The sequence below is a fragment of the Paraburkholderia sp. 35.1 genome (assembly GCF_050436525.1).
Taxonomy (GTDB): domain Bacteria; phylum Pseudomonadota; class Gammaproteobacteria; order Burkholderiales; family Burkholderiaceae; genus Paraburkholderia; species Paraburkholderia tuberum.
This window is the reverse complement of sequence record NZ_JBNDMJ010000002.1, coordinates 681,934-701,315: the sequence shown is the minus strand read 5'-3', so window position 1 is coordinate 701,315 and position 19,382 is coordinate 681,934. Positions and strand designations below refer to the sequence as shown.

The following is a 19,382-nucleotide window of genomic DNA, read 5'->3' as shown; positions in this document are numbered from 1 at the left end:
GTTCTCTTATTTTCGTTCTCTTATGACAGCGTCAGCGCACGGGACGGGTCGAGCACAGTCAGCTCGTCGCGCAACTGACCGATGCGGTGCGCGAGCGCCGGCTTGTCCGCGTCCTTGCGGCTGCTTGCCGCTTTCAGCGCACGCATCAACTGGTGCTTGACCTCGAAGATGAGCGCCGGCTCCCAGCGCATCAGCGGCAACGAGCGGGCAGCAGCATCGAGTTCGGTCAGCAGCGCCATCGCCGTATCGGCGCAGCCCGCATGATCGGCGAGTCGCGCCATCACGAGCCGCTGCAGGTAGCGCTGGCGTTCGGTCCGGATGCCAGGCAGTGCGTCGAGCCATGCGAAGGCTGCCTCGATACCGTCGCCGGCCACCATGTCGCGCGCCTGCGCTTCAATCTCGGGCCAGTCGCCAGCAGCACCATCGTCGCTGTCAGCGGATACGGACAGTGGTGCAACGCTTTCGCCCGCCTCGAGATCACGCACGACCGCGTGGCGGGCGATCCATTCGAGCGTCGCGTCGTCGGCGAACGGCGTGCCGTCGTTGAACGCGAGCCGCTCGATACCGGGCAACCTTTCGAGGAACAACGCGAAGTCGGCGCGCAGCAGTTCCCGCCACGTGCTGTAGGGCGCACCGACGTGGTCGAGCGCGACGTGCTGGAAGTACTGCAGGTCGAACCAGAGGTGGTTCACGCCCTCCATGTACGCCCCTTCGACGCGCTCCAGCAGTTCGTGCCACTGCTTCTGCAGCACGAGCCGTTTCATCTGCTGGCGAAGTTCGCCGCGAGGCGGCACGAGGCGCGTGCGTGCGCTCGCATCCGCTGGCGGCACCTCGTGGAGTGTGTCCCAGCGGATGCTGCGCACGAGCCGCACGGAAGGCAGGTAGCCGTTTTCCTGATCACGCAGCCACGTTGCCATCGTGCGCGCCTGGTCAAGCAGATCGCGCGTGGAGCCGATCGCGCTGGATGTTGAAGGGGAACCTGCCACAGCGGAGGGCGCGGTCGAGTCGGGTTCCGCGCTGCGTGCCGGATCGTCGCTGCGCTCGAAACGGGACACGAGGGGGCGCAGGTTCGGACGGGCCGCTTCCGGCCACACCCCGGTGCGGGTCACGAGCAGATCGAGCGCGGCGAGCGCACGTTCGAGATCGGCCGGCGCGAACTCGCCGCGGCTCTCAAGCAGATCGATCATGCGGGTGGTGGCCAGCATATCGAGCGCGCCCTTCTTCGCCTCGGCGCGTGCGGGCAGCAGCGCCTCGCCGAACCGCTCCACCAGCGCGGCCGCAAGCTCCAGACCGTCCGCGAAGCCAGCCGTCCCATCCTGGCGCAGTCGCGCGAACGCGTAATACCCCACCACGCGCAGATCCTTGCCGGTTTCCTTCGTGAGCTGCTCGCAGGAGCGCACGATCAGGCCGTCATCAATGGCGGAGAGCCTGTTCGCCTCGTCCTTCAGTTCGAAGAACGCATCCTCGTAGCCCGGATCGCGGCCCACACCGTGGTCGCCTGGTAACGGGTCCAGCCACGCGTCCCACGCATCGAGACGCGCGCGCATCAGTTGCTCCGCATCACGCGAAGGAAACAGGGTTTTGAGCAGACCGGACAGCATTTACTCGACCTCCGGCATCGCGCCATGCGGCAGCGGCATCGCAGCGTGTTTCGCTGCTGCAATCGCTGACGGCGGCAGTGGCGGCGGATTGACGGCCGAGAGCTTCGGTCCGCCTTTCGCCGTGCTGGTCACGAAGATCCGCGGCGGCAGCGTGAAGTGGCGTAGTTCGAGCACGTCGAGTGGCCCCGCTCCAGCCTCGCTGCGAAGCTGTACACGCAGCGGAATGCCCTGGCTCCGGTCCGGCGTCCATGTCAACAGATAGCGCGCGCTGTCCTGCGGCGACACCTTCGCGTGCTCAAGCAGCCGGATCAGCCCGAACCGGCCCTGGGCGTCGAGCCCCGAGCGCAACCCGCCCTGCTCGGTCTGCCACTCGATATGCGAGAGATTCTCCAGCGAGTCGCCGGGCCAGATAAACGGCGTCCACTCTTCCTTCTGGTTGAAGTAGTGCAACTCGCGGCCCGACAGCACGAACTTCATGTCGGTCACGCCTGGTGTGGGTACCGCGCGTAGCTCATAGCGCACATGCGCGTCGCCGGATGGAAACAGCACGGTCGCCACGCGGGTGAGCCTGTTCAGGTCCGCGAGGAAGCCCGGATCGAGTGTGAGCGCGCCGTGGTTTGCTCCTTGGGCCGCCACCCATCGGTCGCCCTGACGCTCGACGATACCGGCCAGTTGCGTCGTGACGAACCCGGTGATGACGCCGCTGTCCGGACGCATGAAGCGCGCCATCTCCGGCAGCGAGGCATCGTTATCCGAATCGGCGAACGGATAGCGGCCGCCGAACGTCCGGTTCCAGTCCGCGACAATCGCCGTGCGCCAGATGTCGTTCAGGCTCGCTGCGGCCGGCTGCACCACGACCTGCCAGGTCTGGTCGAGCGGTGCCTGAAAGAGATCGCCGAAGCCTGCCCATTGCTCGCCGAGGCTCGCAGCCAGACGGCCCGCGTAATCCCGGCTGTCGGCGATATCAGACGTCTTGCCCTGCAGCACGGATTGTGCGGCCGCGCGGGCCATCGCGTCCGCGTCGGCACTGTCGACCATCTGCTGCGCCTTCAGCCGCATCGCGCTCACCCGTTCGAGATAACGCGCGAGGCTCAGGTCGCCCGTGGCCGCCAGCTGCGTGGCGGCCTTCGTGTTTGCGGGCGCGCCCGAAGCCAGGGAAGCCAGGTCGCTGCCCGTCAGGCGCAGGACCGGTCCGAAGGCCACGGCCAGCGGTGCCAGTTGCGGCAGGGTCTGCTTCGATGGATCTTTCTCGTCGGCGCCGACAAGTTGCTGCGCCTTGCTGATCAGCGTATCGGACAGCGATTGCGTCGCGGTGCCCGCGCCTGCCTGATAAACCACTGCGTTCATCAGGGCAACAAGCGGCGAGCGCTGCGGATCGCTGAGCAGCGTCAGCTGGTCAACCGTGCCTGACAACGTCGGGGCGGGTTGCCAGCGCAGGCTGTTGAGAAACAGCTCCCAGGCCCGCGCGTAGTCGTCAAAATAGCGCTGACGCAGTTCGGCTTTCAGCGAGCCGGTCGACGGCGCGCTCGCGTGGACGTCTGAGAGCACCCAGTCGCCGGTCACGTTGCGCTGCTCGCTCGCGTCGTCGATGGCTTTCGAGATCCGCTCGTCCCACGCAGTGCGCGTGAACACGCCCGGTACGGTCACCGCGGTATTGAAAAGCCCCTTGCTGCTCGTATCGCCGAGCAGCGTCGCGAGCGACACCGGCGGATATTTCGGCTTCGCGTCGTCGAGGATCTGCTGGTAGATCGCGTCAGTCGAGTTCTGGATGCCGCGCACGCCGATGATGGTCTGACGCGCCGTGGCCACCAGTGCGCCATCCGGAACGATCGCGAGCGATGAGTCCCCGGCGGATCCATGGCGCCCCAGGTGACTCGCAAAGAACGCGATTGCACGCTGGCGCAGGTCTTCCCACGTGCCGGACGTGAGCTGGGAATTGGCCGGGCGCGCTGGTACGGCCGTGGCAATCAGCTGCGGCGTCAGGAATGCGGCAACCGCGCGGTCCGGCCTCGCGAGCATCAGGTAGGTCTTGAGTGTGTCGTAGGCGGCCTGGACCTGCGCGTTGCCGCCGCTGGCGATTTCCGCATCCGAGAGCGAGGCGAGCTGGTGCAGGCGCTCCTCCAGTTTCAGACGGATCGGTGCGACGAGGATGCGGCTGACGGCGTTTTCGTAGCCGGGCCAGGCGGCGGTCAACAGCACGCTGTCCTGGTTCAGGCCGAAGCGTGTGGTCCACGGTGCGCCGTCGCGCTGACGGACTTCTAGGGTGTCGAGCTGCTTGTCCAGGCTGTCGAGTGCGAGCGCCGCCTGCGTGCGGTCCTGCGTTGTCGAGAGTTTCGTCAGTGTGTCGGCCGACGTCTGGATCGTCGATCGATTGGTGAAACCCGAAAGCATCGTGCCGGCGATCCAGCATCCGACGAGTGCCGTCGTTACCCACGCGGCCATGGTCGACAGCGAGGAACCGACGCGCCGGCCGTGGATCCTGCGGCTATGGTCGCCGACCGTTTGCCAGATCGTGCGTTGCTGCGGCGGCAGGGGTTCGCCGTCTTCGGAGTCTGGAGTGGGGGCGGTCAGCTCCCGCTCCTCGAACAGTGGAGCGAACAGCAGCCCATGAACCGCATGGCGCCACAGACGTGACTGGCCGGTCTGCATGACCAGATCCGACAATGCGCTGCGCAATCCCGCAATGTGCCGCGACAGCTCGGCCGGGTACCGGTCATCCCGATCCTGCGTGATACGCATCACACCCGCGTCGGCGAGATTGTCTGCGATTCCCCGCAGCGAGGCGTCGATTTCGTCGGGACGGATGCGCCCGTTCGACCAGGTGAAGCCGATCGCTTCGCCGGGGCCAGACGGTTCGTTGCCAAAGTCGGTGACGTTCAGCAGATACGCGGGCGCCGCCCAGCGTAGCGCGCGCGCGTGACGTGCGAGCCGCTGTGCGGTGCCCTCCGCGTCGAACGGCGTGTTGGCGGAGCTCCGGTTGCGCGTCACGGCTACGATCGCGTCGGCAGGGCGTCGCCGGCGCAGACGGCGGATCTGGTCGAGCCATTCGGCATCGAGCTTGTCGGTGGTCTGCTTCGCGTACAGCAGCACGGTATCGCCGGTGATCGCGTAGCCGGTGTCCGCGAGCCCGGGCACAAGACGCCTGACGAGCGGCTCGTCGCCTGCGATGAGCAACCAGCGGTCGCGATAACGCCAGCACCAACCGTGACGTTCCCGAAGAAAGTCGCGAAGTTGCGAAACGGAGAATGCAAAGGAGTGTTGCCCGTCTGCGGGTCTGGCGGTTTGCTGTTTTTTCTGGCGACTCTGCTCGAACGCCCGTGCGACGCGCGAATCCGCTGCCCACTGGCGAATGCCGCGCTCGTAGAGTGCGGCCATGAGCATGCACGCGAACCATCCGGCGACGAGCGTAACGCCTACAACGCTCCGGTTGTCGGCAAGCCAGCCTCGCTGCGGGCCTTCATTCAATAACCACAACCAGACGCCAGCAAACAGCGCTGCCAGCGCACATCCCAGATAGATCAGCACCCTTGCGGAAGCCTTTTCGTTCAAGTCTTCTTTCGACATATCATTGCGACCAATTCGCCGCCCTGTTGATCCAGAATCAGTTGTGGGCTCACGCTTTCCTGCGCGTTTGCAGCGGCAAGTGCCAGTGCGAGCCACGGGGTGGCAACACCCGCATCGCCGATGGTTCGAACCAGCTCTACGGCCGGCGCTTCATTCACGGAACCATCGAGACTCCTCAATGCGGCCGCGAGCGGCTCAACCAATCCCGGATTCCAGACGGTATCGATACTGCCTTCAGCGCAATGTCCCCAGCGCAATGCATTCGCAACCACTTCATCGAGTGATCCGGCAGTGCCCCTGGAGGGCCGGTGTACGCGGACTGGTACCCCCGAATCCGGTGATTCGGCCGACGTGCCGGTCAGCAGAACTGCCGCGCCGGCTTCCGCCTGTCCAGCCTGAATGCCGCCACTAATGGCGCCTCTCAGTTGCACCGCGATCGCAAGATGACGCGCACTGCGCGCTCTCATGTCGAACCAGGCATCAAGCGAATAAAGCGACATCGGCTCCAGCAACTGGACTTTCTCTGCGTACCTCAGCCCGAGCGTTGCCCACGCTCGGGTAATCACCGTCTTTGCAACATCCGCGGTCAGATCCGAATCGAGACACAACCAGACGGTGAGGCCGTGAGCGGCCTTCAGCGGGGCCATCAGCGGCCTGATCAGTTCAACGAGCAGCCATTCAAGCACGACTGCGTGCCGACGCAATTCGTCGGCCTCGTTGCCCCGGAAAAACGCTCGACCGGGAATGACAAGCCCGCCCGAGCCAGCCGGATTTTCTGTGGACTCGCGGGTCTTCATCGCGTCTTCGAGTCTGTTTTGGCCAGCGTCGCCCGAAAAGCGCCAGGACTGCGCCATGACCGCGAACGGCACGCTCGCATCGCCGTGCAGGCGCGCTTCCTTGCGATCAATGGCTGCATTGTCAGCCAAAGCATTGCGCAAGCGGTGAGCCCCCAGAAATCCCCAGCCGAAATACAGCCCCAACCAAACAAGCAGTGGCAGTCCGAACATGCGAATCCAGAACCACGGAGTCTGCGTAGGTCGTCCCGCCGGCCATGTCGCAATACTGGTTGCAGCCCCGGCCGCGACAATGATGACCACCGCGATCAGCCAGGGTACGACTGCCTGTCTCCCATCTGGAATGGCCCCCCGTGCTGGAAGTGCATCGAAGTCAACAGGCATCAGCGAATCCTCGCCGCCCCAGACGACGCGATCAGGACGCATCCGCACCGCGCGCGATGCCCGTCCAGGGCAAGCGGAACATCTCCATCTTTGATTCGATCACTGCCTTCGATGATTTCGTTGTCGCCATGCAGGGGGCACGACACGAGGTCGCCTTTTCGGGCCGCACGGCGACCACGAATCCGGATGCGGTCCGAGCCAGAGATGACCTTACCGCCGTGGCTGGTCGAATCACCTTCGAGTATCAAATTTGACATGATCTATTCTATTTTCTTGGTATGAGGTACGGTTCGATCATTTCAGGCTGGCATTTTTGGCTAGATACAATCGTTCCTTTTCTTTCAACAATGACACCACCCGAGCTCGTGTCCCCGCCATTTCCAAATTTGACGGTGTATTTGTATCCACCGTTCTCAAACGATTCGGCCTCTTTGTTGGCAACATAGTTGCTATCTATCTGCTTGGACAAAGACAGTTCAATTTTCCGATCGGAGCCGGCACGATACTCAAGAACTGCAGCGCCGTTCATATTTCCGGAGCAGACAGAGATGACCCTTTTGTCAAGTTTGCAGACAAACACATCGAACTGATCGTCGCCGCACAGACTAACGCTTTTCCCCAGGAACTTTCGACGTATCAGGTTTGCGATCGACGAATTGACTTCATTGCTTAGTTGGCTCGTATAGCTATGAGAAAATAGAGAATCCTGCTTGCGAATCTCGTTCATCAGATCGGGAATGGCGAAAAATATCATCGCGTTGTCAAGAGCTTGATTTCCATCTGGGCCAATGAAACCTGATCTATTTTTTGAGACTGATTGGATTAAATACGCCATTTCAGTTTCACCGGATTTATTAATCCATTTCGGTGAAATCCGGTTTATCTCAATATATTTTCCGTTATCCAAATCAGACTCGACCCCGCCGATAGTTGTTAGGCCTTCGTCACCAGGATAAAGAAATGTCACATTATACGAGCCATTCATGCCGCCATTTTTCTCGGAAATTGCCAATAATCCGAATGCAATTTTTTTTATGACCGGCGGAGCCTGAACCGGAAATGTATATACTTCTGGAGTCGTCGTCTTTCCGGCCTTGTAGGTCACCGTTGCGAGTCCCCAAATCCCATCAGGACTAGAGGGCTTAGTAGCGCTACTTAATTCCAGAGTAAAATTGCCTCCGGACATGGTTTGCCCAATAAGCTCAGCGGATAGCGCGGGCAGGGCCAGAAATGCAACCTGAGTAAAAATTAATATACAAATGTAGCTGCGAAGATTGAATTTTAACATGCGACATCACTCATTAGTGGGTATCTATAGACCTGCTAAAGCACCTTCGACTTCTGTCGCCTTGGATATATGATTGTTGTACCAATTTGAGGTACCTACGGCGCTCTCAGCGAATACGAAGTGTTTAAGCTTGACATTCACCGCATTACAGCACTCATCCAGCTTGAGGAGCGGAGCTAGCTTCAGAAGAAGCGAGTTTCTTTCAAACACGTGTCTATATCCTCCGTTAACTGCGATCGTTACATTTAGAAAATCGCTTCGCTCGGCCATTGGATTGATATCCCCCCAAGCGCTGCCCTTTCTCCAGTACCAGCATGCCGATTCCACGGTATGCGCTACTTGCTGGCTTACGATATCAGGATCTGTTGCAATCGAAGAATTGCCAACCGCGCTTCCATATTTGGTGTAGTTATCGTCATGGGTTAGCTGAATCAACCCTCTGCCATGGAAGTTTGATCCGCCACGGTAATTACTCCATCCCGCAGGGGTGGATCCATCTCCATTTCGGTATTCTTCGTTTGTTCGTAGCTGATCGCATTCATGGGAAAATTGAGCAAGAAAATGGACCTTATGGATGCAATTCACGATTCCGTGCTTTTGAATATTTTCATTCAAAAGAGAGAGAAAGTTCTCAATGGAATAATTGCGAACGCCAGCAAAATTGGCTTTATAAAATAGCCCATGCTGAAGGACGTCGCTCGGCAATATGGCTCGGAGTTGTTCCATGGTTATGGCTTTTCCGCACGAGCACGCTCCAGATAAAAAATTCCCAACAAGTGAGATTGGGTGGATATGATAAACGTCCGAACTCGACGGAAACGGCCCCTTTACTGCATTCTTAACATCGTCCCACCAGACAAGTTTTTTAACGCGCTCGATCTCTGCGTCGTGATACGGTTCTTTCGCTACCCGTTTCAGTACCTTGTCGAAGAAGGTCTCGTATTCGCTTTGACTGGCCCATTCGCTACGATGTTTCGGGATCAGACGCGACGCACGGAAGCGTAACCATTTGTCGTCCTTGTGCGCGCGCAACTCATCCGCTGCCTGCTGCTCGTTGCGCATCGGTGACAGTTCCCGATACACGCTGGACGCCACTGGCTTGAGCCTTGAGGCATCACCGGTCGCGGGCTTGTCCTCACGGAGCATATGATCCAGCCACGCATCGACCGTGCTGAACATCGTCGGATTGCCGGCGTCGGAACCTGTGACTGTCTCGAAGTCTTTCCATCCATGCGGTGATTCGCGCGTGACACCACCATTGGGTGGCATCTGACGATTGCGCACCCAGCCGCTGATATCAGCATGACGACTGTCGGCGCTTGTCACTTTCCACCACGGTTCGCCGTCTCCATACGCATCGTCCTTGGGTCCCTTGCTCTCGGCTGGCAGCGCATCGAGTGCGGCCTGACTGTAGATCTGGAGCACGGACGTTTCGGGGGCATCTGCACCTTCTTCATTGATCGAATGACCCGCAAAGAGCTTCACACCCTTGCCGATCCGCAGCAGGGGAAGCCTGTCGAAATCGGTGATCTTCTTTGCGGCCTTGCGACTTCCCGACAGGAAGCTGCTTAGTTCGTCGCCGCAGAACACCTCAATGTGGACCATCCTGTTGTCCCGTGCCGGATCGTCCGGCAGCCAGTACTGCCCGAGGTGGCCGATCAGATCGCCAGCGTTGACGGGGATCGGTTTCCCCGGTATCACCACCTGGTCGCACTGCGCGTCCGACACGACCTCGGCAAGCAGCACATGCCCATGCTCCTTGCTGAGGTAAAGCCAGCCCTTATCGGCACCTGGCTGCACAACACTGGCCACGCGCGGCGGTATCGGCGTGCCTGATTCGATCGCTTCGATTCTTCCCCATTTGCCGGTACGGTCGCGCTCACCGATACGGACCAGCGCCCCTCGGGGCAGGATCCCAAGGATCGTGCGGCTTCCCGCCTCGGCATGAATATTCAGCCCCACCTGCCCAGTCGGGGCTGGGCCCAGGTGCGGGTCAGTTTTGGGTCTGTCCGAGGCGTACTGCGTCACCTCGCAGGACCGTGCCCAGTAGGCCGGTGCCGGCATCGAGTTCTGCTGATAGTCGGCCAGGCTTTGCAGATGCATGTACAGGCTGAAGAAAGTCAGCCGGTTGTTCGCGGGATATTCGAGCGTATGCCGCACCAGCGTGAAAGCCGAGCTGTAGTGGCCGGTCTGGGCAGGCTTGCCGTTGCCGGCCGCAATCTGGCTGGCCAGCGCAATGCGATTCATCCGATAGGCCACCACTTCGCCGACCGCAATGCACCGCGCACCGTGCCTGAGGTCGATCTGTTTCCCGGCGCCGTCCGCCGATACATGAATTCCGCCGTGCCACATGCCAGAACCGGTGATCGCGAAACTGCCACTTCCCTCGCTGGCAAGCCAGTCGTAGAACACGTGTTCGTCAACGATCTCCTTTCCCTTCGCGTCGCGGAACGGAAAGGAGAAGCTGATCATCGGGGGTTCAGGATTTGATTGTGTCGTCATGTCAGTTTCCAGTTAGCCTGAAAATCCCGGTTTGATATGTTGCTGGACATCTTTGAGCGGCGCATCAGACCACTGAGGAAATGCAAAACTGCTACCGTCCGGACCATTGATAGTCAGATTGCCCCTCAACTCGATTTCACCCGCCGGACTGCCAAGGGTGATCTTGCCGCCTGCCAGCTTGATATAGGCCCCCGATCCATCGCCGAGCGTCACTCCCTTGCGCCCGGTGATCATGACTTCTCCGTCGGAGGAGCTCACCACCATGTCCTTGAGCGACATCAACTCCATTGCATCCCCCTGGGCCTGCAACTGCACCTTGCCTTTTACCGAGAACAGCCGAATGCCGAGTTTTGCCGCAAAGAGCGAAATCGCGTCGCCGGCCGCAACCGTGATGCGCTTGAGCACGCCAATGTCGAGTCCTGCCCCGGCCGTGACGAACATCTGCTTTGCGGCTGCCAGCTGCATGTGCTGACCGCTCGCCAGACCAATACCCTCAGGAGCGCTCGCGACGATCACCGGCTTCTGGAGTTTCGCGAGCTTCTGTTCGACAAGCGTACGTTGCTGTTCGACCTCAGCCAGCCACGCATTCGCGGCGCTCGCTGATTCATTGAGCGAGCGCAGTATGTCCTCGCCCTGCTGGAAGGTGGTATCCGCGTTGGGCATTGCGAGCTGCTGGCCCGATGCACCAGGCTGCGCTTCGGCACTGAGCAGCATGCCTTTGGCCGTCCTGGCCGCCAGATGTCCGTCAGTGGTGAGTTCTGCGCCCTGTCCCCGTTCCTTGCCGTCGGTATCGACCATGTGCCCGAGGTTCAGCTGGCTGGACTGGAACGGCGTCATCACGTGGATGTGCTCTATCCCTTCCTTGTCCTCCATCCGCTGCGTATTGCCCGCGGCGGTCACGATGAGGTTCCGGGTGTTGTTGAGGTTATTGACGAGGTCGGGATGCAGGCTGTCGTGCATCGAACCAATGATGACGGGCCGATTTGGATCCCCCGCCGTATGGATGATGGCTACCTCCGCCCCATCGATCAGCGGAAAATGGTGGCCGTAATTGTCGCCGCTGTATGGCTTCGCCAGGCGCACCGGCCGGCTGGTGCCACCCGGGCTCCACTCGTCGAGATCAAACGGCAGCTTGATCACGTACCAGCCCTGCTCGGTCAGGTACGCGTATTTGTATCCGCCCGGCGACGTAATACGCGCCGGCAGGATACCGTCGATCACCGGTCTTTTGATCGTATCGAGCGACGTGCGCCACACCCGGTCGGCCGGGATCGCCGTGAGCGTATTGGTGTAGGACTGGCTGCGGCCACCGCTGGATTCCACCGACGTGATAAACAGCCCATGCGGCGCATCGACCGGGTTCTGGTCGAGCCGTACGACCTCGCCAGCCTCGATGGCGAATGCGTTACCCGTTGCCTTGTAGGTGATCTGTGTTGCGAGATAGGCTTCGTGCCGCAGCCGTGCAATGCGCCGCCCTTCTTCAGGGGTCTCGTAATGTTCGCCCCAGCGATAGTCAACCGCGTTGGTCGTCTTGTCGCCGCGTGCGGCGTTTTCCTCGACGAGCAACGACACGTCGGCCTGCCGGTGGTTATAGTCGTGCAGGCGGACAGCTTCCGGGACACGCTGCGTATATCGCTCAAGTGTCTTGATCGCATCTACGCCGACGCTTTCCAGCCCGGAGTGAAGCCGGAACGGCACAATGCGCTGATTGCGGGCATACGCGTCCAGGTCATCGCCGAAGACAATCACGGCGTGATCGCGCTTCTGCTCGAAACGGAACCAGATGCCATCCTCCGCGCAGATCCGCTGGATGAAGGCAAACGTCGTTTCCTCGCACTGTGTGATGTACTCGTGCCGCTTGTATTTCGCACGCAGCTTGAACTCGAAATCGACGCCCGCGCGGAAACCATAGTGGCGCAGCGTATCGGTAATGATTTCTTCGACCGACTGCTTCTGGAACAGCCGGCTCGTGACGCCGCGATTCAGATCAGCGAGCTTCGGCTCCATCACGACCTTGTAGCGCGTCTCGTCGGCCGAAGTCCCGAGTTCATCGAACTTCGTGATAATGCCGTGGACTGTGTGTGCAGGCGGCATCTTGCTGAACTGCCCAGCGTTCTCGCCGAACATCTTGCGCAGATAGTCCATCTTCGGGTCGATCGGGTCGATGATGAACTTCGCCGGGCGCCCCAGCACCTGATCCATCGGAATTCCGGCCATCGGGCTCGTGAATTCGATCTCGTACCGGTAAAGCTCGCTGAGCGCGTCGCGCCCGCTGAACTTCAGGATCGAGAACGGCGCCGGGTGCGGCGCCAGTTTCAACTCATAGGCCTGGGAAGGCAAAACCATCGACATTTTCTAAAGACCCCTTGAACACACGTCATATCGCAAAGGACAACGCCGGGACGCATGTTTCAGCGCCCCGGCGGGGGTTACATCAGGTAATGCGGATCAGCTCTTGGCTTTCGGCATCTGCGATACCAGCGACAGGCCGATGTCCATGCCTTCCACCTGGAAGTGCGGAATGATGAAGAGCTTGATGCGGAAGAAGCCCGGGTTGTCCTCGATGTCCTCGACCGTGACCTTCGCCTCACGCAGCGGGTGCGACGACTGCAACTCGTCACCCGGATCCTTCATCTCGGTCACGAGGCCCTTGATCCAGCTGTTCAGCTCAAGTTCGAGCAGACGCCGGTCCTTGGTCGTGCCGATGTTCTCGCGCTGGATCAGCTTCAGGTAGTGCGCAATGCGCGAGAGCAGGAAGATGTACGGCAGGCGCGCATTGATACGGCTGTTCGCGGTCGCCTCCCTGGTCTCATACAGCGCCGGTTTCTGCGCCGAGCTGGCCGAGAAGAAGCACGCGAAGTCGTGGTTCTTGTAGAACGAGAGCGGAATGAAGCCGAGGTTGGCGAACTCGAATTCGCGGGTTTCGGGAATCAGCACTTCGGTCGGAATTTTCGGCTGCGCACCGGTGCCCAGGTCGTACAGATGAACCGGGAGGTCCTCGACCTTGCCGCCCGCCTGCGGGCCGCGGATCTGCACGCACCAGCCGTTGTTGACAAAGCTGCGCGTCATGTTGGCGGCGAAGGCGAACGACGCGTTGACCCACAGGTATTTGTCGTGGTCCGGACCCTTGACCGCTTCCTCATAGTTGAACGAACGCACCGGCGTCGTATCTTTGCCGTACGGCAGGCGACCCAGCACACGCGGCATCGTCAGACCCACGTAGCGGGCATCGTCGGTGTCGCGGAAGCTCTTCCACTTGATGTACTCGGCGCGATCGAAGTAGTTGCCGATATCCTGGATCGCGGCGACTTCCTCCATCGACTGCTTGCCGAAGAACGCGGCGCCGACCGAGCCAATGAACGGCATGTGCGCGGCGGCCGCCACCTTCGAGATGTTACGCAGCAGCGCCACGTCCTGCGGCGAGTTCGCGAACTCGTAGTCGCTGATCATCGCGCTGATCGGCTGACCACCCGGCGTGTCGTACTCCTCGATGTAGGTGAGGCGGTACAGGCCGCTCTGGATGATCTCGGGCGTATCCTCGAAATCGCGGTGCAGTGCCTCCTTCGACACGTCAAGCACTTCGACGCGCGCGTTGCGACGGAAGTCTGTCCGGCTCACGAGCATCTTGAGACCACGCCAGCGACCTTCGAGCGCCTGAAATTCCGGTGTATGCATCACTGCGTCGAGCTGCCGGCTGATCTGGCGGTCAATCTGGCCGATGTGGAAATCGAGCAGCGACTTGTCGAGCCGGTCGACCGGCTTGCTCGCCTTGCTCACGAGATCCAGGAATGCGCCCATGCCGCGCGCGATACGCTCGTCGGCCGACGCTTCAGAGAGGATGTCGTTGTCGCGGAAGGCCAGGAGCGGTCGCGCTTCGGCGACGGGCTTCAGGTTGATCTTGCTGCACAGGGACGCGTAGACGCTGTCGCTGCTGCTGTCATGATTGCCTTGCGGGGCGTCCAGCACGACGGTCTCGGTCGTGCCGCCTTGCTGCGATTCAGTGGGATTCATTTCGTGTCCTGTCTGCGAAACTATCGCTACCTGCATATCTGTCCGGTTATGGAACGCGGTGAAGGCCGTCTTGGGCCGACGCCGTTCAGGCATGGCCTTCAGGCTGGGTGGCCGCCGTCGCGATCTGTGCGAGTTCGCCGCGCAGCTTGTCAGAGAGCGGCTTATCCTTCAGAATCTTCTCGAACTCACGGCGGAACGTGCCGTTATCGAGCAGATTCGATTTCAGGTCACGCAGCAGATTGCGCACCGCCAGCAGCGCCTGCATCTCCGGGATCTGACGTGCCACCTGTTCCGGCTCGAAGTCTTTCAGCGAGCGAAACGAGAGGTTCACCGGCAGTTCCGAGCCGTCGCCAGCCAGGGTGTTTTCCGCAGCGACCTTGAGGTCCGGCGCGTAGTCAGCGAGAACAGAATCAAAATTATTCTTGTTGATGTCCGTTTTCTTGCGCTCGGCGAGCGGCGCCTGTTCCTTGCCTGCGCTGAAGTCACCGGCGACGAGCAGCTTCAACGGCAGCTCGACCTTCTTCTGGGCACCGCCCGTATGCAAATCTAACGTGATCGAAACCCGACTTTTCGGAATTTCGCGCTGGAAGCTGTCCATTTGTATTCCTTATTGAACGACGTTCAGGATCCCCGCAGAACTCGCCCGGTGCGATGCGGTGACCTCTTTCGATCGGGCGCACACGCATATGCGTGTTTCGCTCGCGAAGGACTCCTTGCGGTACCCCATAGCGCGGCCTCCATTCATGCGATCATTATTGCCACGCGCTATTAAACAGGTTTACCCGCACCGAGTCAAAGTATGTCGGCGTTGTGAAATCGATACGGATTATAAAGACATCGTGAATGATTGTTAATTATCGTCAATTCAATGCGCATTCAGACTCGTCAATATGAATAATTTGATAAACGAGGTATGCGAACGCGTGCCAATTTTCACGAAACCGTTACTGGCATGGGCTTCCAAGGACATGACATTCTCTGACAATCTTTCAATCGTAGAGGCGGTACGATGGCAACATCGCGCTAACCATGCATCGAGAATATTGCCTATTCTGGGCACGGACAATATCTCAAAAATAATCATCCTCTATTTGATGTAGTTCGCATGCTTAACTATTCGCAACTGTATACGGATCACAAGTCACGCGTATAGAATCGCCACTCACCATAATCCAAGATAACGGCACAACCACACCCATGCGGATCGATAAACCGCTCTTTCACGAAGGGCTGATCCTAACCCAACAGCACTTCCAGCAGCTGGGTCGAAACGTCGACTTCACGTTGAACCAGATCGCTGCCGCCTGCGTCGCCGAGCCGTGGGGCACGCAGGGCATCGATATCGACGAGGAAGTGCTTGCAGCTGGGCGTCTGAAGCTCACCCGACTGAAGCTGCGTTTTCCGGACGGCACACTGATCGACTCCACGGTGACCGATGCGTTGCCGCCTGCACGTGATCTGACGCAAGGACTGCCGGCCGATGTGCAGAGCGTGGTCGTGCTGGCCGCCCTGCCGCTGTTCAATGCCACGGGCAGCAACTGCCGGTTCGACGAAGCGACGCTGGCGCGGCCGCGGCGCTCATACCGGGAGTTCGTCAAGGTCATCGACCTCAACGGTACCGGCGAGGCCGAGATTGCCGCCGAACGCCATGCGGTGCGACTGCTGTTCGACTTCGAGTCGCATGCCGACGACACGGTGTGTGCGATTGCCCGGTTGACGCGTACCACGAGCGGGCAATTTCAGGTCGACCACCGATACGTGCCACCGTGCCTGACGCTTGGCAGTCATGCGCTGCACGTCGAACGGATCAATCGTCTTGCCGAGATCCTGCAGGCGAAGAGCACGGCGCTGGGTTCGCGTAGAAGCGAACGGATCGAGCAGGTTGCCGAATACGGCGTGGCCGACGTGCAGCTGTTCTGGTTGCTCCACTGCATCCATACGGTCTGGCCGCAACTGCGGTTCTTCTCGACGCATCCGGGCCAGCCTCCGGAGCGGCTGTACTCGACGCTTGCCCAGCTCGCGAGCGTCCTCATGACGTTCTCGACCGGCTCGCAGCTCGGCGACATTCCGGCGTATGACCACGTACGTGCCGATGAAGTATTCGCCAGGCTCGAGACACAGATCCGTGATCTGCTCGACGCGATCATTCCGTCGCGTGTGGTGTCGATCGGGCTCACGCACAGGAATCCGACGACGTGGGCGGGCCAGTTCCTCGACGAGCGCATCGTAGCGAGTTCCGCCGACTGGTACCTGTCGGTCCACGCCGCGTCGCCTGCATTCGAACTCGTCGAGCAGTTCCCGAAGCTCTGCAAGATCGGTGCGCCGGACGATATCGAGCACATCGTCAATTCGGCGCTTCCAGGCATTCCACTCAAGGCCGTGCAGCGTGTGCCGGCCGCCATCCCGGTGCGGCTGGACAACCAGTACTTTGCGCTCGACGCGAGCGATCCCGCGCACGCGCGGATGCTGGCCGCCCGCGCCTGCCAGATCTACCTGCCGACGTCGGTTCCCGACGCGTCGCTTGAACTTTACGCGGTGTTGCGCTCATGAGCACGCTGACGAACACGCTCACCCCTGCCCGCGGCGAGACCGCCCTGATGGGTGGATCGGCCTCTGCGAACCGTACTTCCGCCGGTGGTATCCGGGACCTGTTGCGCGACACGGCCCTGCTCGTGACGCGATTGTCCGAGGGGGGCCACACGGACGACCCTGCTACCCTGCGTCAACGTTGCAAGCAGCTGATGGCGGGTTTCTCAACCGCGCTCGATCAGCGCGGTTTTGCGGCGGACGTCCGCGAAGACGCAGAGGTTGCCCAATGCGGGCTGCTCGACGAGGCCGTACTGCGCAACCTGAGTGCGCAGAACAAGCCGGTCTGGGATGCGCAGCCGTTGCAGGTCGAGCGGTTTGGCAAGCATGACGCGGGCGAACGCGTGTTCGAACGGCTCGAGCAGCGGATGCGTGAAGCGTCGCCGCACATTGCGCTGCTCGAATGCTACGCGGCGGTCCTCGGGATGGGGTTCATGGGCCGCTACGCCCGTGAAGGCGAAGCGAAGCGTTCCGTGCTGATCGCCTCACTCAATACGCAACTCGAAAAACTGCGCCCCGAAGGAAGTCCCCTTGGGGGGCGCCCGGTCGCTGCCCGCCCTTTCTTTGCCGATCGTACCGGCAGGCGGTTCTCGGACTGGTTCTACCGCCTCTCGCCCTGGGCGATTGCCGGCCTCGCGTGCGTGGCGGCCGCGGTGATCTGGCTGATATGGGCACAGGTGCTCGATGCGCAGCTCGCCCACCTCGTACCAGCTGTACCGACGGCGCCGCGGCCGTGAAGTCCGATCTGCACGAACCGTCCGGACCGGCGCTCGGGAACACGAGCCGCACACTGGACCAGGCGCAGAGCCGCGCGCTGGAGGGCCTGGGTTACCCGTTCCGTGCCATCGTGACACTGATGGCCGCGCTCGCGCTCGCCGTTATCTGGCTGGTGTTGCCTGTCCCCCAGGGCGGCTTCCTTCGACCAACGGAAGTCCCTGTGGGACCGGGCGCCGGACAGGGTCTCGCATGGACGCTCACTGTCCCCATCGTCCTGTCCTGGCTGGTACTGATCTGGCTGCGCACCCGTCAGCTCTCACGCGCGCGCGAACAGAACGTACACGTACTGACCGCACTCGGCGCCGCTACGTCGAATATCCCGGTCAACCTGCGCACCCGCATGCCGCTCGTGCTCGTGACCGGCGACGCCTTGGGGAACCTGTTCGACCGGATTGCCGGAGAGCGACGTCTCGCACACGTTGGCGACGGCGCAATATGGCTACGGGCCGACCGGCTGCAGGATCTGCCCCGCCTTGCGGTGGCCGTAAAGCAGTGGCGCGATGGGCGCGCACCCGATGGTGTCGTGCTGTCGGTTGCGCCGGCATTGCACGCGGGTGAAGACGTCCTGACGCAGAATCTGCGCGTCGTGCGGCAGTCCGTCGCTGACGCCTCGCGCATGCTCGGCGTGCGCCTGCCAGGCTTTGTTGCCGTCTACCAGCGGCTCACCAATGCGCCGGCCACACTCGCGATGCCACAGTGGTATGGCGTGTCATCGGCTACGCGCCTGGCTGACGCAAGCCGTTTTGAAGCCGTGGTCCAGGTGGCCGAAACTGAAGTTGAGCGGGCCGGAGGCGACCGTGCCGTGGCGGCACGCGCGGCAAGCCTGGCTTCGATCGTCGGCTGGACCCAGCGCGTCGTGATCGGCGTGCTAAGCGACCGCCGGCAGCCGGCCACGCCGTGGGCACTGTTCGGCGCGGGCTGGATCGATTGCGGGCCGGCGAGCGGTCCGGGCAGGCCCTGGGAGCGCGACGTCGAAATGCAGACCCGGGTCGTGCCGCCTGCACTGCCGGCGTCCCCGCTGCCGTGGCCGCTGCCCCAGCCGTTGATCGAGGCCATGCCGCGGCGGTTGTGGATGTCGCCGCGCCTGGCGGCTCTCGCCCACGCCGTTGCTCTGGTTGCCTGCGCGATCGCGGTGGCGTTTTGGGGCGCCGCCAGGAACAATCAGGCGCTGATCACCCGTATCGGCGCGGATCTCGGAAGATATTCGATGATTCCTGCTGCACACGACGCCGCGAAGCGCGATGCGCTGCAGGCTCTCGTGGCCGATCGCGACCAGCTCGACCGCTATTCACGCACAGGGGTGCCGCTCGGACTTTCCTTCGGCATGTACCGCGGTGCGCAGTTGATGCCGGCGCTCAACCAGGCGATCGCAACCTACCAGCCGCCGCCGCCTCCACCTGCAGTGGTCACGCTTGACAGCATGTCGCTGTTCGACAGCGGCCGCGCGCAACTGAAGCCCGGCTCGACGCGCGCGATGGTCGGCGCGCTTGAAATGATCAGGTCGCATCCGGACAAACGGATTCTCGTGGCCGGTTATACCGACAACGTTGGCAGTCCGGACAGCAACCTGACGCTGTCGGTCGCACGCGCGGGCGCGGTGCGCGACTGGCTCATCGAGGTGTCGGGCATTGCCGCCACGCAGTTCGCGATCCAGGGCTACGGCGATACGCGGCCGATCGCGAGCAACGATACGCAGGAGGGGCGAGCCAGGAACCGGCGCGTCGAAATCACGCTGGTGCCGGACGCCCCAAAAGAAATCCCGTTGGAGGATTCGACCAGATAGCAGGACCTTTTTTAGCCCTCGAAGCGAACGCTTCGGGTTTCAGAGGCTCGGGGGCTGGCTCCGGGCGATTGTCGTAGTACCAGAAAAGGGAG

At 61.3% G+C, this 19,382-nt stretch carries 12 protein-coding genes; 3 read left to right on the top strand and 9 right to left on the bottom strand.

Annotated features, from left to right (window positions below; genetic code table 11):
• Positions 1 to 20: 20 nt before the first annotated feature.
• The 9 genes from tssA to tssB form a co-directional block, all read right to left on the bottom strand.
• Positions 21 to 1,601 carry a type VI secretion system protein TssA gene (gene tssA / locus OKW27_RS09040; RefSeq protein WP_429333258.1) on the bottom strand — a complete coding sequence of 527 codons (1,581 nt, stop codon included), beginning with the start codon at positions 1,599 to 1,601 and terminating at the stop codon, positions 21 to 23.
• Positions 1,602 to 5,165, bottom strand: a complete 3,564-nt coding sequence (locus OKW27_RS09035) for an ImcF-related family protein (protein WP_429333257.1) — start codon at positions 5,163 to 5,165, stop codon at positions 1,602 to 1,604.
• Positions 5,147 to 6,343 (bottom strand): hypothetical protein, encoded by a 1,197-nt coding sequence (locus OKW27_RS09030; RefSeq protein WP_429333256.1) that lies wholly within the window; start codon positions 6,341 to 6,343, stop codon positions 5,147 to 5,149. The genes OKW27_RS09035 and OKW27_RS09030 overlap by 19 nt, the downstream gene beginning before the upstream one ends.
• Positions 6,343 to 6,600 carry a PAAR domain-containing protein gene (locus OKW27_RS09025; protein WP_429333255.1) on the bottom strand — a complete coding sequence of 86 codons (258 nt, stop codon included), beginning with the start codon at positions 6,598 to 6,600 and terminating at the stop codon, positions 6,343 to 6,345. The genes OKW27_RS09030 and OKW27_RS09025 overlap by 1 nt, the downstream gene beginning before the upstream one ends.
• Positions 6,601 to 6,608: 8 nt before the next feature.
• Positions 6,609 to 7,631: a hypothetical protein gene (locus OKW27_RS09020; protein WP_429333254.1), complete on the bottom strand. Its 1,023-nt coding sequence runs from the start codon at positions 7,629 to 7,631 to the stop codon at positions 6,609 to 6,611.
• A 24-nt stretch (positions 7,632 to 7,655) separates the two neighbouring features.
• Positions 7,656 to 10,133 carry a glycoside hydrolase family 19 protein gene (locus OKW27_RS09015; protein ID WP_429333253.1) on the bottom strand — a complete coding sequence of 826 codons (2,478 nt, stop codon included), beginning with the start codon at positions 10,131 to 10,133 and terminating at the stop codon, positions 7,656 to 7,658.
• 12 nt (positions 10,134 to 10,145) lie between these two features.
• A complete protein-coding gene (locus tag OKW27_RS09010) occupies positions 10,146 to 12,485 on the bottom strand; it encodes a type VI secretion system Vgr family protein (protein WP_429333252.1) in 2,340 nt (779 codons plus the stop codon).
• A gap of 96 nt (positions 12,486 to 12,581) precedes the next feature.
• Entirely contained in the window at positions 12,582 to 14,144 is a 1,563-nt protein-coding gene (gene tssC / locus OKW27_RS09005) for a type VI secretion system contractile sheath large subunit (RefSeq protein WP_429333251.1), read from the bottom strand.
• A gap of 85 nt (positions 14,145 to 14,229) precedes the next feature.
• The gene (gene tssB, locus OKW27_RS09000; protein WP_090807869.1) at positions 14,230 to 14,742 is read right to left on the bottom strand and encodes a type VI secretion system contractile sheath small subunit; all 513 of its coding nucleotides are present in this window, start codon (positions 14,740 to 14,742) and stop codon (positions 14,230 to 14,232) included.
• Positions 14,743 to 15,341: 599 nt separating this feature from the next.
• Here tssB and tssK point away from each other — a divergent pair.
• Genes tssK through OKW27_RS08985 form a run of 3 tightly spaced genes read left to right on the top strand, consistent with a single transcriptional unit; the run spans position 15,342 to position 19,290 of the window.
• Positions 15,342 to 16,694: a type VI secretion system baseplate subunit TssK gene (gene tssK / locus OKW27_RS08995; RefSeq protein WP_429333250.1), complete on the top strand. Its 1,353-nt coding sequence runs from the start codon at positions 15,342 to 15,344 to the stop codon at positions 16,692 to 16,694.
• Positions 16,691 to 17,467: a DotU family type IV/VI secretion system protein gene (locus tag OKW27_RS08990; RefSeq protein ID WP_429333249.1), complete on the top strand. Its 777-nt coding sequence runs from the start codon at positions 16,691 to 16,693 to the stop codon at positions 17,465 to 17,467. The genes tssK and OKW27_RS08990 overlap by 4 nt, the downstream gene beginning before the upstream one ends.
• Positions 17,464 to 19,290 carry an OmpA family protein gene (locus OKW27_RS08985; RefSeq protein ID WP_429333248.1) on the top strand — a complete coding sequence of 609 codons (1,827 nt, stop codon included), beginning with the start codon at positions 17,464 to 17,466 and terminating at the stop codon, positions 19,288 to 19,290. The genes OKW27_RS08990 and OKW27_RS08985 overlap by 4 nt, the downstream gene beginning before the upstream one ends.
• The last annotated feature ends 92 nt before the right edge of the window (positions 19,291 to 19,382 follow it).

Bases quoted from the DNA above. Each gene is read 5' to 3' on its own strand.
- tssC (WP_429333251.1), bottom strand. From the start codon at position 14,144: ATGAATCCCACTGAATCGCAGCAAGGCGGCACGACCGAGACCGTCGTG.
- OKW27_RS09035 (WP_429333257.1), bottom strand. From the start codon at position 5,165: ATGTCGAAAGAAGACTTGAACGAAAAGGCTTCCGCAAGGGTGCTGATC.
- OKW27_RS09015 (WP_429333253.1), bottom strand. From the start codon at position 10,133: ATGACGACACAATCAAATCCTGAACCCCCGATGATCAGCTTCTCCTTT.
- OKW27_RS08990 (WP_429333249.1), top strand. From the start codon at position 16,691: ATGAGCACGCTGACGAACACGCTCACCCCTGCCCGCGGCGAGACCGCC.
- tssB (WP_090807869.1), bottom strand. From the start codon at position 14,742: ATGGACAGCTTCCAGCGCGAAATTCCGAAAAGTCGGGTTTCGATCACG.
- OKW27_RS09025 (WP_429333255.1), bottom strand. From the start codon at position 6,600: ATGTCAAATTTGATACTCGAAGGTGATTCGACCAGCCACGGCGGTAAG.
- tssA (WP_429333258.1), bottom strand. From the start codon at position 1,601: ATGCTGTCCGGTCTGCTCAAAACCCTGTTTCCTTCGCGTGATGCGGAG.
- OKW27_RS09010 (WP_429333252.1), bottom strand. From the start codon at position 12,485: ATGTCGATGGTTTTGCCTTCCCAGGCCTATGAGTTGAAACTGGCGCCG.
- OKW27_RS09020 (WP_429333254.1), bottom strand. From the start codon at position 7,631: ATGTTAAAATTCAATCTTCGCAGCTACATTTGTATATTAATTTTTACT.
- OKW27_RS09030 (WP_429333256.1), bottom strand. From the start codon at position 6,343: ATGCCTGTTGACTTCGATGCACTTCCAGCACGGGGGGCCATTCCAGAT.
- tssK (WP_429333250.1), top strand. From the start codon at position 15,342: ATGCGGATCGATAAACCGCTCTTTCACGAAGGGCTGATCCTAACCCAA.